The sequence below is a fragment of the Novosphingobium sp. Leaf2 genome (assembly GCF_001421325.1).
Lineage (GTDB): Bacteria > Pseudomonadota > Alphaproteobacteria > Sphingomonadales > Sphingomonadaceae > Novosphingobium.
This window is the reverse complement of record NZ_LMJY01000021.1, coordinates 83,706-97,456: the sequence shown is the minus strand read 5'-3', so window position 1 is coordinate 97,456 and position 13,751 is coordinate 83,706. Positions and strand designations below refer to the sequence as shown.

Sequence of the window (13,751 nt, the reverse complement as noted above, 5' to 3'; positions counted from 1 at the left end):
TAATGTCTGCAGCTGCGGGATTAGCAAGCGTTTGCTGTCGTGGCTGCCCCCCGCTTTTGCGAAAAGCCTAAGATCCACCGACGGTCGGTGGAGCGCATTCAGACCATGTTGGACGGCAGCTCGATAGCGCCCTAAGGTTCGCCAGGATAAAAGGAGGGCGATGCATGGGCGGCTTCACGGACACGAATGTCGGCAAGCAGGCCGGCAAATGTTTTGTCGTGACGGGCGCCAATGCCGGGCTGGGCTATCGCACGTCGCTGGTGCTGGCGCGCCAGGGTGCGCGGGTAGTGCTGGCCTGCCGTGATGAGACCAAAGCGATGGCGGCGATGGCGAACATCCGCGCGCACGTGCATGGCGCCGATCTTGGCTTCCTGCCGCTTGACCAGGCCGATCTCGATAGCGTGAAGCGCGCGGCGCAGATCGTGAATGACGAGCCGCATATCGATGTACTGGTGAACAACGCCGGGGTGATGATGCCGCCGCTATCGCGCACCGCACAAGGATACGAACTGCAGTTCGGCGTCAATCATCTGGGATGTTTTGCGCTGACAGGGCTTATCCTGGCCAAGCTTGCCGAACGGCCTGGTTCGCGCGTGGTCGTCACCAGCAGCATTGCCCACAAGTCCGGGCGGATCGACTGGGACGACATCAATGCCGATCGGCACTATGGCAGATATGTCCGCTATGCCGCCAGCAAGTTCGCCAATGCGGCGTTTCTGGTGGAACTGGACCGGCGGCTGCGCGCGGCGGGATCGCCAGTCACCGCGGTCGGTTGCCATCCGGGTATCGCCTCCACCGAATTGATGCGGCATCTGGGGTTCGAGGCGCTGTTGTTTGCGGTCGCCAAGCCGTTCATCAACACCGCCGCGATGGGCGCATGGCCGACCTTGCACGCTGCTGCCGGGCCGGTAACGCCGGGGGGGTATTATGGTCCAACGGGTATTGGCGAATGGCGCGGGCCTTCGGGTCCGGCCAAACTCAGCCAGGCGGCGCGCGATCCTGCTATCGGAAAACGGCTATGGGACATGTCAGTGGCGATGACCGGAATTGATCCGTCGACTATGTTGACATCATAAACAGGAGATAAAAGCGATGCTGACCGTCCATCATCTGGGCATTTCGCAGTCCGACCGGATCGTCTGGCTTTGTGAGGAACTGGGCATAGATTACGCGCTCAAACACTACGAGCGCGACCCTCAGAGCCGGCTTGCACCTGCCGATTACAAGGCGCTGTCGCCATCAGGCACCGCCCCTGTCATCACCGACGGCGATCTGGTGCTGGGCGAATCCGCAGCGATCATCGAATACATCATCGCAACGTATGGTGGAGGCCGGCTCAGCATCGCGCCGGGTCAACCGCACTACACCGATTATCTCTACTGGTTCCATTTCGCCAACGGCTCGTTCATGCCGGCAGGGATGCTCAGCCTGGTGGCACACATGACCGGCACGGACCTCGGCGCGCTGGGCGCGCGCCTGGACAATGCCTACGATCAAGTCGAAGCACGGCTGGGCGAAGCACCCTATCTGGCCGGGCCGCACTTCACTGCGGCGGACATCCTGACGCTGTTCCCGTTGACGACGATGCGCGTATTTGCGCCCCGTGACATGGCGCCCTACCCGAATATCCTGGCGTATCTGCAGCGTATCGGCGAGCGCCCGGCATTCCAGCGCGCCATGGCGAAAGCCGATCCGGAGTTTGCAATTCCATTGACGTGATGAGAACGGCGCGGGCGCCGCGGGTATTTGCGCGACGGCCCGCTGCCTGGCGCGTGCTCAGTGGCCCGATCCGCCGCCCGACAGTTCCTTGGCGATGGCGCCGACCATGTCTTTTGCATCGCCGAACAGCATCTGCGTGTTGGCGTTGTAGTAGATCGGATTGTCGATGCCCGCGAAGCCGGCGTTCATCGAGCGCTTGATGATGAACACCGAGCGGGCGCGGTCCGCCTCAATGATCGGCATGCCGGCGATCGCGCTGCCCGGATCGTCGCGCGCGGACGGGTTGATCGTGTCGTTCGCACCGATGATCAGTGCGATGTCCGTTTGCGGCATGTCCGGGTTGATGTCGTCCAGTTCGACCAGTTGTTCGTAAGGGACGTTGGCTTCGGCCAGCAGCACGTTCATGTGGCCGGGCATGCGGCCCGCCACGGGGTGGATCGCAAATTTCACGTCCACGCCTTTTTTGGTCAGCGCCTGATACAGCTCGCTGACCTTGTGCTGCGCCTGGCTCACCGCCATGCCGTATCCGGGAATGACGACGACGCTGGAGGCGTTTTCCATCTGCAGCGCCGCTTCCTCGGCCGAGGCGGAGCGTACGACGCGGTCGTCCTTCCCGCCCGCGCTGCTGGCCGCCACGGCGCCGAAGCCGCCGAACATCACGTTGGCGAAGCTGCGGTTCATCGCCTTGCACATCACCAGCGCCAGGATGAAGCCCGATGCGCCGTCCAGCGCGCCCGCCACGATCAGCAGCTTGTTGCCCAACGCAAAGCCCATCGCCGATGCGGCAAGCCCGGCATAACTGTTCAGCAGCGCGATCACAGTGGGCATGTCCGCGCCGCCGATCGGGATGACCAGCAGCACGCCGAACAGCAGCGCCAGCCCCACGAACACCGGGAACAGATACGTCTGCGTGGGATCGAGCGCGAGGGTGGCCGCGACCGCGACGGTTGCCAGTGCGACCAGGCCATTGACGATGCGCTGGCCGGGAAACACGATGGCTCTGGTCGGCAGGATTTCCTGCAGCTTGCCGAAAGCGACGACCGATGCTGTGCACGTAAGGAAGCCCAGCAGCATTTCGAACATCAGCGCCCACAGAACGAAGCCGCCGGCAAACTGCGGCTGGGCGTGCTTGTAGAACTCAGCCGCGCCGATCAGGCCGACGGCCAGCGCGCCAAAGGCGTGGGACATGGCCGTGCGCTGCGGGATCGCTGTCATGGGCATCAGCAGCGCCATCGGTATGCCGACGGCACAACCCGCGATCATCGCGATGATGATCAGGTGGTAATCGACCACCTCATGCTGGACGAGCGCGCCGACGATGGCGATGGCCATGCCGATCTCGCCCGCGCGCACGCCGCGCCGCGCTGTGCTGGGGTGGCTCATCCACATCAGGGACAGGATGAAAAGGGCCGATGCGGCGATGGCGGCGAAGGGAATGAATGCGTCCACGGCGATCAGCTCCCCTTCCGCTTGAACATCTTGAGCATGCGGTCGGTGATCATGAAGCCGGACACCAGGTTCACCGTCGCGCAGAACACGGCGATGAACCCCAGCGTCTTGGCGAGCGGGGTCGCCCCCGCCCCACCGGTGACGGCGATGGCCCCCACGATCACCACAGCGGCGATCGCGTTGGTCAGCGACATCAGCGGCGAATGCAGCAGCGGCGATACTTTCTTGATCAGCTGGAAGCCCAGAAAGGCCGCCATGATGAAGACGAACAGATAGTCTGGATTGAGCGCGGTCATGTATGTGTCCCCCCGCAGGATCGTCAGGCGGCGATTGGCTGGGCGAAGCGCGGATGCACGATCCGACCGTCCCGCGTCAGCAGCGTGGCTTCGACAAGGGCATCCTCCGCCGGCATCGCCAGCGTGTTGGCGCCCTTGTCCCAGAATGCCTCGATGAAATTGTAGCAGTTGCGCGCGAAAAGGTTGGACGCATCCACTGCCATGCGCGATGCACCATCGGTAAGGCCGATAATAATCACGCCGTGCCGCTCGACCATATCGCCTGCAACGACACCTTCGACATTGCCGCCATTTTCAGCGGCGAGATCGACGATCACCGATCCCGGCTTCATCGCGGCGATCTGCGCGTCGCTGACAAGGCACGGCGCCGCGCGACCGGGGATCAGCGCGGTGGTGATGACGATGTCCTGATTGGTGATATGGCCAGAGACCAGCGCGGCCTGGCGCTGGCGGTAGGCTTCGCTCATCTCGCCGGCATAGCCGCCGCTCGCCGCAGTAATCTCGTCGCCTTCGCCGATCTCCTCGAAGATCGGCTTGGCGCCGAGCGACTGGATCTGTTCGCGCGTTTCGGGCCGCACGTCGGTGGCGGAGACGATAGCGCCGAGCCGGCGGGCGGTGGCGATGGCCTGCAAGCCGGCAACGCCCACGCCCATGACGAACGCCTTGGCCGCAGGAATGGAACCGGCAGCGGTGGTCATCATCGGCAGGCAGCGGTTGAGCTGGGTGGCAGCACGCACAACCGCGTGATAGCCGGCGAGGTTAGCCTGGCTGGAAAGGATATCCATCGCCTGCGCGCGGGTCGTGCGTGGCAGCAGTTCCAGCGCCATCGCCGCGATGCCAAGGTCGGCATAGGCGGCCAGACGCGCCGGATCGGCATAGGGCGCAAGGCCGCCGATCAGCCTGGTGCCGGCCCGGATGCCGGCAATGTCAGCGGGCGCGGGCGGACGAACGGTCAGGATGGCATCAGCGGCAAGCGCCTGGTCGCGCGAAACGATCGTTGCACCCTGCGCCGTGTACGCATCGTCGGGAAAACCGGCGCGCTGTCCCGCACCGGCTTCGACCAGTATCGCAACGCCCAGCTTCGTAAAGCGTGTGACCGCCGACGGCGTGGTCGCAACGCGATGCTCGCCAGGCGTGAATTCCCTTAAAATGCCGATTTTCACTGCATCTTCCCCAAACGACGGCTGTCGTCACCGCGCTGCGGTTCCAACAGGCTCGGCTTTGCTCCAGCCCTTTAATAGGCCCATTATCCATTATAATCCCCCGAGGTAAAGTCTGATAAGTGATAGGGCGACCATTAACATGCATGTAATTCGTCGATCGCTGCTGCGATGCCATTTTGCTTCGAAAGCGGCTATGGACGCATTCCCGCCAGTTCGAAGGAGCACGATGAGCATTCGCAAGCACAATTCCCGAGAAGGTCTGGTCAACGCGGCTGTGGCAAGGCTGCGGGAAATGATCCTCGCGCAGCCGCCGGAGGCCCAGATCGGCTCCCTGCCCGATCTCGCCAAGGTATTGGGCGTGGGGATCGTCACCGTACAACAGGCGGCGCGTGTGCTGGAGCACGAAGGCTTTCTGCAGGTTCGCAGGGGGCCCGGCGGCGGCTATTACGGCACGCGTCCGGCTGCGGAAGGGCTGAGCCGCGCCATTTCCGGGTTCCTGGCGCTGCACCATTCGGCGCACCCCGAGGCGATCGACATCATCACCTTGCTGGATTGCGAACTCATGGCCGCCGCCGCGCGCGGCACTGACGAAGCGCTGCTGGGACAGCTGGCGGCGCTCGCCGAATCGATCGGCGAGCGCAACACGGCACGCCAGCGCGGCGATTTCGATCAACGTATGCTCGATATTCTGTACTTGCTGGTGGATCGCCCCCTGATGGAGCTGTTATCGCGCGTTGCCGTCCATCATTACGCCGAATATCCGCGCGGCCCTGTCTATGGCGGGAAAGAGGGCACGCTGCGCTGGCAGCGGGAGCGGCGCGCGATCATCGCCGCCATTCTGGATGGCGACCCGGAACGCGCCCGGTTCGAAGCCCAGCGCCGGCGCCGCGAGATCATGCAGCGGCTCGACGCGTCCATCTGATTGCCCGGTCAGGCCAGCGCCAGCATGCTGGTGAGGATATGGCGGACCAGATCCGCCTGTCCGCGCGATCCGGTCTTTGCGTAGATCTTCTTGGAATAGTTGCGCGCCGTCTCGATTGTGAGGCCCAGATCGGCGGCAGCTTGCGCGATCGACTGCCCCTGCGCAATTGCCCATGCCAGCCGCGCTTCGCTGGGCAAAAGGCCGAACAGATCCACCAGCTGGGTGCATCGGTCCGCATGTGACCAGCGATCCGCTTTGACATAGACGATGGCTATCGGCGACGCGCTGGTGGACGGCGAGCGGTTCCGGATCGGCCGCACCAACATGTCGATCAGCGGATCGCGGCTGAGCGTGATCGCGCGCGGTCTGGCCTCGGGGTCCTCGGCAAAGCGTCTGACCAAGGCGGTCAGTTCGCGATCCGCCGCCGGCGATGCCGGGGTCAGCCGGTCATACCGCCCCCGCCGCAGGGCATGCGATCGCTGAAACAACCGGCCCATGCCCGCACTGGAGTCAACGATACGGCAACGCCCGTCAAGCGTGGCCCAACCGTAATCGAGTGGCCTGTACGCTTCGGATGAAAGCGCCGGGTCGAAGCGTTGCCGCTCCAGCGCCACGAACGTGCGCAACGCCACGCGCACATGCGACGCCAAGTCCGTCAGCAATGCACTCACCACCGCCCAGCTTGTCTCGCGACCGCCGATGCAGCACAGCCACGCATCCAGCCCGCCACGCTCCGCAATCCGCATGATCCGACCCTCAAGTTGGGCCTCCAGCGCGCGGGGTTGGTCGAGCATTTCTTGCAGCGCATAAACCCTGTCTTCGCGCATCTGGCGACCCGGCGCGCGATCAGCATCGGCAGCATCGCGCAGAAGGCGCTGCACGGGCGGCGGGAGCAAATTGCCGGAAAACAGCTGAACCAGCGTGTTTTCGCCGATCGGGCGCAGCAGCAGGGCTGCATGGTGTGCACCCGTGCGCGCCCGCAGATTGTCGAGAAAGCCCGCCCACAAGGGCTGGTCGAACACCCCCTGGTGCAATGCTGTGAGGAGAGTGCTGTCGTCCGGCCGCATGACATTAACCTAAACCCTACCATATGGGAGGTCCAGTATCGGAAACGTTTCTGCTACCGGACCCGGCGTGATTTAGGAGAGACGAGTGGTCAACGCACAGACTCTGACGCACCTCGAACGACTGGAGGCCGAGAGCATCCATATCCTGCGCGAGGTCGTGGCCGAGGCGGACAAGCCGGTGATGCTGTATTCGGTCGGCAAGGATTCGGCCGTCATGCTGCATCTGGCGCGAAAGGCCTTTTATCCCTCGCCGCCGCCCTTCCCGCTGCTGCACGTCGATACCACCTGGAAGTTCCAGGAAATGTACAAGCTGCGCGACAGGATGGCCGCCGAGAGCGGGATGGAACTGCTGGTCTATCGCAACCAGGAAGCGATGGACCGGGGCATCAACCCGTTCGATCATGGCGCGCTGCACACCGACATGTGGAAGACCGAAGGGTTGAAGCAGGCGCTCAACCTCTACGGCTTTGACGCAGCGTTTGGCGGAGCCCGGCGTGACGAGGAAAAGAGCCGGGCCAAGGAGCGCATCTTCTCGTTTCGCACCGCCTCGCACGGTTGGGACCCCAAGAACCAGCGGCCCGAATTGTGGAACCTCTACAATGCCCGAAAGGCCAAGGGCGAGAGCATTCGCGTGTTCCCGATCAGTAACTGGACCGAGCTGGACATCTGGCAGTACATCCACCTGAACGATGTGCCGATCGTACCGCTGTATTTCGCCGCCAAGCGCCCGACGGTGGAGCGCGACGGGATGTTGCTGATGGTGGACGACGACCGCTTTCCGCTGGCGCCGGGCGAAGTGCCCGTGGAACGTTCGATCCGCTTCCGCACTCTGGGCTGCTATCCGTTGACCGGCGCGGTAGAAAGCGAGGCGGCGACCTTGCCGCAGGTTATCCAGGAAATGCTGCTGACCACGACGTCGGAGCGGCAGGGCCGCGCGATCGACAAGGACGCGGGCGGCGCGGGCATGGAAAAGAAGAAGCAGGAGGGATATTTCTGAGCTCGAAACAGGTCGTGGGCCGCTTTTTTAGGTCCTGAACCTTCAGGTGGATGCTTTGCGCAGACCCCGGCTTTCGATCCAGATCCCGCAAATTCCGGCAGCGCCGGCATGACGGAACCATAACAATGACCGACCTTGTAACCGATCCCATCTACAAGACCGACGCCCTCATCGCCGAGGATATCGACGCCTACCTGGATGTGCACCAGCACAAGACGATGCTGCGCTTCATCACCTGCGGGTCGGTGGACGATGGCAAGTCCACGCTGATCGGGCGGCTGCTGTATGACAGCAAGATGATCTTCGAGGATCAGCTGGAAGCCTTGCAGGCGGACAGCAAGCGGGTGGGCACGCAAGGGCAGGAGATCGACTTCGCACTGCTGGTCGATGGCCTGGCCGCAGAGCGCGAGCAGGGCATCACCATCGACGTCGCCTATCGCTTCTTCACCACCGAAAAGCGAAAGTTCATAGTGGCCGATACCCCGGGCCATGAACAGTATACCCGCAACATGGTGACCGGCGCATCCACCGCGGACCTTGCCGTCATCCTCATCGATGCGCGCAAAGGCGTGCTGGTCCAGACCCGCCGCCACAGCTATCTGGCGCACCTGATCGGGATCAAAAACATCGTGCTGGCCATCAACAAGATGGACCTGGTCGATTATGATCAGTCGGTTTATGACGCGATCCTGAAGGATTACACCGCCTTCGCGCATTCGATCGGCATCACATCCTTCACGCCGATCCCGATTTCGGGGTTCAAGGGCGACAATATCACCGCGCACAGCGAACATACCCCGTGGTACACCGGCCCCACCCTGATGGCACATCTGGAGACCGTGGAGGTCGATCAGGTGTCCGACCAGGAAAAGCCGTTGCGCATGGCGGTGCAGTGGGTCAACCGTCCCAATCTCGACTTCCGGGGCTTTTCCGGGCAGATCGCTGCTGGCGTGGTCCGGGTCGGCGATGCGGTGCGGGTGCTGCCTTCGGGCAAGACCAGCACCGTCAGCCGCATCGTCACGCTTGATGGCGATCTGGAACAGGCGGTCGCCGGCCAATCCGTCACGCTGTGCTTTGCCGACGAGGTCGATTGCTCGCGCGGTGACGTAATCGCCGCCAGCGACAGTCCGCCGCAGGTCGCCGATCAATTCGAGACGACCATCGTGTGGATGGCGGATGAGGAGATGCTGCCCGGCCGCGCGTACTGGCTCAAGATCGGTACTCAAACGGTCAGCGCCACCGTGCAGCAGCCCAAATACCAGATCAACGTCAACACGATGGAACAGCTGGCGGCCAAGACGCTGGATCTCAACGCCATCGGTGTCGCCAACCTGTCTACCGACAGGCAGATCGTGTTCGAGCCTTATGCGCAGAACCGGACCCTTGGCGGCTTCATCCTGATCGACAAGATCACCAACGCGACGGTCGCGGCTGGCATGCTGCACTTCAGCCTGCGCCGCGCCCAGAACGTCCACTGGCAGGCCACCGACGTCTCGCGTGAGCATCATGCGCTGATGAAGCATCAAAAGCCCGCTGTGCTATGGTTCACCGGGCTTTCGGGCGCGGGCAAATCGACCATCGCCAACCTGGTCGAAAAGCGGCTGGCGCGGATGAACCGCCATACGTTCCTGCTCGATGGCGACAATGTGCGCCATGGCTTGAACAAAGATCTGGGCTTCACCGACGCCGACCGGGTCGAGAATATCCGCCGTGTGGGCGAGGTGGCAAAGCTGATGACCGACGCCGGCCTGATCGTGATCACCGCGTTCATCTCGCCCTTCCGTTCGGAGCGTGAGATGGTCCGCCAGATGATGCAGCCCGGCGAGTTCATCGAGGTGCATATCGACACCCCACTCGCCGATGCGGAGGCGCGCGACGTGAAGGGCCTCTACAAGAAGGCGCGGTCGGGCCAGCTCAAGAACTTCACCGGCATCGACAGTCCCTACGAAGCCCCGCTGGACCCGGAAATCCGCATCGACACGGCTGGCATGACACCGGACGAGGCCGCTGACGCGATCGTTGCCAGGCTGATCCCGTGAGCGCGCCTGCCGATGCCATCGCAATTAGCGATGCCGCGCTTGCGGCCCATCTTGCGCATGTAGCAGGGCGCATCCTGATCGACGTGCGCGATGCCGGCCTGTTCAGCCCGAAAGCGCTGGGCAAGGCTGGAGATCAGACGGCCAACCAGTTCTTGTGCCACGCCCTGCGCGAGGCTCGTCCGCATGATGGCCTGCTGTCCGAGGAGGAAAAAGACAACGCCGAGCGGTTGGCCAAGTCACGCGTGTGGATCGTGGATCCGGTCGACGGCACGCGCGAATATGGCGAGGCGCGGGTCGACTGGGCGGTGCATGTGGGGCTGGCGATCGATGGCGTGGCGGCGATCGGCGCGGTGGCGCTGCCTGGCTTCGAGGGCGGCATCGTGCTGCGTTCAGACCAACCGGTGCCGGTGCCACCCGCGCCGCCGCAGTTGCGCATGGTAGTGTCGCGCACCAGGCCTGCGCCGGAAGCGATCGCCGTGGCCGAAAAGCTGGGCGCGCAACTGGTGCCGATGGGGTCTGCCGGTGCAAAGGCGATGGCGGTCATCCTGGGTCAGGCCGACATTTACCTGCATTCGGGCGGCCAGTATGAATGGGATTCGATGGCCCCGGTTGCAGTGGCGCTGGCGCATGGCCTGCATTGTTCGCGCATCGACGGCGCGCCTCTGGTCTACAATCAGGCTAACGTGTACCTGCCCGACCTGCTGATCTGCCGGCAGGAACACGCGCCTGAAGTGCTGGCGTTGATCGCCGAAGTCCCGCCAACGCTCCAGCGTCCGGGCGCGGGGTCCTGATCGGCTGCCCGCGCGCTCAGGTCTTTTGAAACCGCCGGTCCGGCACCAGCCACATGACGATGACGGTGAGATAAAGTGCCAGTGCGATCCATCGGCTGACGAACGCCAGCGGGACCGCCATCCCATACAGGACCAGGCTGAGCCAGCCCTTGCGATCGGCGCCAAGTGCAAGAGCTACTGCCGAGTTACGGCCATTTGCGGCGATGATGGCGCGTTCGGTCAAACTGTATCCAACCGCCGCCATGCCCAGCACGATGCCATAAGCGGCGGTAGGGCCGGCAGCGAACATGCTTTCATCCAGCCACCGGATCACGAAGGGGACGAGGCTGAGCCAGAACAGCAGGAACAGGTTGGCCCATAGCACCGCGCCGCTGACCTTTTCGGTGGCATGGATCAAGTGGTGATGGTTGTTCCAGTACAGCCCGACATTGATGAAGCTAAGGGCGTAAGCCAGCAGCACTGGCGCGCTACCTGCCAGATCGCGCAGGCTTCCCCCGGAAGGCACCTTCAGTTCCAGCACCATGATGGTGATTATGATGGCGACCACGCCGTCGGTAAAAGCTGCCAGTCGTCCGGGGTTCATCGCCCCCGTCTACCGCGAAATCGACGCGCGGCCAACGGGGGCATGCGCTTTAGATAGAGGCCAACCGGCGGTGCGACTGGGGCATTGTGTACGCGGCGAACAGCGCCTCAAAATGTTCGCGGTTGCTGACCACCCCACCTGCGTTGCGGGTGCGGATGGGATCCTCGCTGAACCGCACGATGGCGTTGGTCAGGGCGAAGCGGTTGCCGGCCTTGAAGGTCATTCCGGCGCCGTTGCGGGCGTGATCTGCCGCACCGCCGCTGTCCGGCACAATCACCGGCGTGCCGCTGGCGCGCGCTTCTGCGCCTACCATGCAGAACGTTTCGGCCTCGCAGCCGTGTACGACCGCGTCGGCGCTCGCCAGGATCGCGGCGAATGCGTCACGGTTGCGCTCAGGCTCGAACAGCCGAACGTGAGGATTGCCGCCGATCGCGGCGCGGATCGCCCGCTTTTCGCGGCCCTCCCCGAAAAGCACGAGACCCACTGGCGAGCGCAGGCTGGCCGCAGCGGCGGCATCCACCACCATCGGCCAGCGCTTTTCCGGAGCCAGCCGCCCGGCAGCGACGAGCAGGCACGCGGTCTCGTCCAGCCCGCACAGGGCAAGCAGTCGGGCGCGCAGCTGCGGATCGCGCCGGTCAGGCGTGAACACGCTGGTCTCCACGCCGAGGGGATGGACTTGCACGCCGGCAACGCCACCTTCGCGCAACCGCGCCGCAAGGTCGTGGTTCGCGCAGATCGTCATGTCGAATGCCCCGCCAAGCTGGCGAAGATGGTCCCAGTACCGCTCGAACCCGCGATCGATGTACGAGCGCGACAGCACCGGCATGAACCAGCGGTAGGCATAAGCCGACAGCGGGTCCGCGTGCATGACCAGACTGCGCCGCGCGCTACCCTGCCAGCGCGCCACCATCGAGGGGCTCCGCCAGGGCGAGGACACTTCCACAACGTCGGGGTGCTCGGCGTCGAGCGCGGCATGCAGCGCTGGCTCATCCGCGAAGTAGCCGTACTTGCGATCCAGTGGAAAGCGCGGGCTCGGCAGGGTCACGATGCGCGCGCCCGGGCCGCGCTCGATCGTCTCGTGCTTCTCGCCCGGCACGATCACCACGATTTCGTGGCCCAGCTGCGGGCCGAGCAGCAGCTTCTGCTCGATATACGTACGCACACCGCCACCGTGGGGGCTGTAGAAAGCGCAAACGTCGACGATCTTCAAAGGATCAGCCCTTCACTTTCAGCGGGCTCATGCCAAGACCGCTGCGGTAATTCATGACGATGGAAATCGGCGTTGGGCCGGAACCAGCGGTAATCGCCACCCTGGCGGCCTTGGGCTTGCTCCACCCCAGTCGCGGATTGCCGGAAAAGCCTATCCCATCGATGGTCCAGCTGAACTTGCGTTTGCCATCGCGCGAATGGAGTAGGGATACCGCATAGGTGCCGGGCCCGGGCACCCGCACGCACAACCGCACGTTGCCGGTTTGCGGCACGGGTTCTTCCACCCGGCGAAACACCTTTCCAGCGCCGACCAGCGCGTTGTCGTCGGCCAGGAAATCATCGTCGTTGGCGGGATAGACCTCGAGCCTCAGGTTGCCCTGACGGTCCTTCAGACCCAGCACATTGACGAGCAGGGACGGCCCATGCTCGTCACGTCGGCATTGCGCTTCCTTCTTCCCCAACTCGGGCGAGGACGGGATCGTCGCCGCAAAGACCGAAGAGGAGGCGATTAGGCCTGCCGCCAGCAGGCATGGGATATGCCAGCGCATGGTCATACCCGCACCGCGCGGCGCAGCAGGTCGGAGACCACCAGCGCCAAGCCTACGAGCAGGTGCACCAGCAGGATCGCCGAGGCCATCATCGTCATCAGCGCGCCGATGTCCGTCTCGTGGCCGAGCGTGAAGACGGCGACGCCGGCAAACACCACGTCCTTGTTGGGGATGAACGGCAGGCGCGAAATCAGCAGGCGCAAGGTGGCAAGTAGCAACCAGGCGTTCACCGGCACGCCGGGCAGCACCATGTGCCACAGCACGGCGGACAGCACCGTGGTGGCGACGATACGGCCAAGGTGCATGCCCGTTATGAAGGTCAGGGTTTCCCGGTCCAGCGAAAATATCCGCCGGCGAAACGCCATCGCCACCATCGACGTGGCCAGCACCACGCACAACGACAGCAGCACCGCCCGGTTTTCCAGCCCGACGTGGATCGAACCAAGCATCGGCCACAGCGCGATGAGCAGGAGCAGTGTCACTCCGTTGCCGGCCATGGCGGACAGGATGGACACGTCCTTGATCGCGCCGAAGGGCGCCGCCGTCATCTCCGCACGCCGCCGGGCCCAGGTGTAGAAATAGGCCTCACCCAGATACCCCAGCAGCAGTTCGTTGCACACCAGCTTGCGCAGCAGCGCGGCAAAGCCTTCTATGGGAAGCCGCCACAGCCGATGATAGATCACCCACTCACTGGCAGGGCCGGCAAGATAGCTGACCGCGAATACCACCCAGAATGCGGCGTCGCGCGGGACCATGGCCAGGACTTTGGCCATGTTCATGCCGCGCAGCTCCAGCACAACGCCCAGCCCGATCAGCGCCGAGAACAGTACCGGCAGCAACGCCGTGCGCCGCTTCCACGATACCGTGTCCTGCGCGCGCAACAGAATTGCAGGCCCATCCACCGATGGCGCGGCGGCGATAGCCGTTGCCGCTGTTGGGGGTGCTCTGTGGATCACTACCGTTTCCTT

At 63.9% G+C, this 13,751-nt stretch carries 14 protein-coding genes; 6 read left to right on the top strand and 8 right to left on the bottom strand.

Translation table 11 applies throughout. The features are described 5' to 3' along the window. Positions 1–164 precede the first annotated feature (164 nt). Positions 165–1,076: an oxidoreductase gene (locus ASE49_RS16700; protein WP_056775165.1), complete on the top strand. Its 912-nt coding sequence runs from the start codon at positions 165–167 to the stop codon at positions 1,074–1,076. A gap of 16 nt (positions 1,077–1,092) precedes the next feature. Beyond that, on the top strand, positions 1,093–1,719 hold the full coding sequence (locus ASE49_RS16695) for a glutathione S-transferase family protein (protein WP_056775163.1): 627 nt from the start codon (positions 1,093–1,095) through the stop codon (positions 1,717–1,719). A gap of 57 nt (positions 1,720–1,776) precedes the next feature. Here the strand turns inward: ASE49_RS16695 and ASE49_RS16690 are convergent, their stop codons facing one another. Genes ASE49_RS16690 through ASE49_RS16680 form a run of 3 tightly spaced genes read right to left on the bottom strand, consistent with a single transcriptional unit; the run spans position 1,777 to position 4,627 of the window. Further along, a complete protein-coding gene (locus ASE49_RS16690; RefSeq protein WP_056775160.1) occupies positions 1,777–3,168 on the bottom strand; it encodes an NAD(P)(+) transhydrogenase (Re/Si-specific) subunit beta in 1,392 nt (463 codons plus the stop codon). A 5-nt stretch (positions 3,169–3,173) separates the two neighbouring features. Next, the gene (locus ASE49_RS16685; protein WP_056775158.1) at positions 3,174–3,464 is read right to left on the bottom strand and encodes an NAD(P) transhydrogenase subunit alpha; all 291 of its coding nucleotides are present in this window, start codon (positions 3,462–3,464) and stop codon (positions 3,174–3,176) included. Between the two features lie 23 nt (positions 3,465–3,487). Next, positions 3,488–4,627: a Re/Si-specific NAD(P)(+) transhydrogenase subunit alpha gene (locus tag ASE49_RS16680; RefSeq protein ID WP_056775155.1), complete on the bottom strand. Its 1,140-nt coding sequence runs from the start codon at positions 4,625–4,627 to the stop codon at positions 3,488–3,490. Between the two features lie 226 nt (positions 4,628–4,853). On the opposite strand from ASE49_RS16680, the gene ASE49_RS16675 reads away from it, so the two are divergent. Next, positions 4,854–5,549, top strand: coding sequence for a FadR/GntR family transcriptional regulator (locus ASE49_RS16675; RefSeq protein ID WP_056775152.1), 696 nt, complete (start codon positions 4,854–4,856; stop codon positions 5,547–5,549). 8 nt (positions 5,550–5,557) lie between these two features. Here the strand turns inward: ASE49_RS16675 and ASE49_RS16670 are convergent, their stop codons facing one another. Next, entirely contained in the window at positions 5,558–6,616 is a 1,059-nt protein-coding gene (locus ASE49_RS16670; RefSeq protein WP_056775149.1) for a helix-turn-helix transcriptional regulator, read from the bottom strand. 85 nt (positions 6,617–6,701) lie between these two features. On the opposite strand from ASE49_RS16670, the gene cysD reads away from it, so the two are divergent. The 3 genes from cysD to ASE49_RS16655 all read left to right on the top strand — a co-directional run bounded on the left by cysD (position 6,702) and on the right by ASE49_RS16655 (position 10,443). Beyond that, positions 6,702–7,613 (top strand): sulfate adenylyltransferase subunit CysD, encoded by a 912-nt coding sequence (gene cysD / locus ASE49_RS16665; protein ID WP_056775148.1) that lies wholly within the window; start codon positions 6,702–6,704, stop codon positions 7,611–7,613. A gap of 125 nt (positions 7,614–7,738) precedes the next feature. Continuing rightward, complete coding sequence (cysN, locus tag ASE49_RS16660) at positions 7,739–9,652, top strand: sulfate adenylyltransferase subunit CysN (protein WP_056775144.1); 1,914 nt, start codon at positions 7,739–7,741, stop codon at positions 9,650–9,652. Positions 9,653–9,675: 23 nt separating this feature from the next. Continuing rightward, positions 9,676–10,443 carry a 3'(2'),5'-bisphosphate nucleotidase CysQ gene (locus ASE49_RS16655; RefSeq protein ID WP_056775282.1) on the top strand — a complete coding sequence of 256 codons (768 nt, stop codon included), beginning with the start codon at positions 9,676–9,678 and terminating at the stop codon, positions 10,441–10,443. A gap of 16 nt (positions 10,444–10,459) precedes the next feature. Here the strand turns inward: ASE49_RS16655 and ASE49_RS16650 are convergent, their stop codons facing one another. The 4 genes from ASE49_RS16650 to ASE49_RS16635 are packed head-to-tail and all read right to left on the bottom strand — an operon-like array spanning position 10,460 to position 13,736. After that, on the bottom strand, positions 10,460–11,026 hold the full coding sequence (locus ASE49_RS16650) for a TMEM175 family protein (RefSeq protein ID WP_056775140.1): 567 nt from the start codon (positions 11,024–11,026) through the stop codon (positions 10,460–10,462). A 49-nt stretch (positions 11,027–11,075) separates the two neighbouring features. Further along, the gene (locus ASE49_RS16645) at positions 11,076–12,236 is read right to left on the bottom strand and encodes a glycosyltransferase (protein WP_056775138.1); all 1,161 of its coding nucleotides are present in this window, start codon (positions 12,234–12,236) and stop codon (positions 11,076–11,078) included. 4 nt (positions 12,237–12,240) lie between these two features. Further along, positions 12,241–12,783, bottom strand: a complete 543-nt coding sequence (locus ASE49_RS16640) for a DUF2141 domain-containing protein (protein ID WP_056775135.1) — start codon at positions 12,781–12,783, stop codon at positions 12,241–12,243. A gap of 2 nt (positions 12,784–12,785) precedes the next feature. Next, on the bottom strand, positions 12,786–13,736 hold the full coding sequence (locus ASE49_RS16635) for a hypothetical protein (protein ID WP_442946034.1): 951 nt from the start codon (positions 13,734–13,736) through the stop codon (positions 12,786–12,788). Positions 13,737–13,751 lie beyond the last annotated feature (15 nt).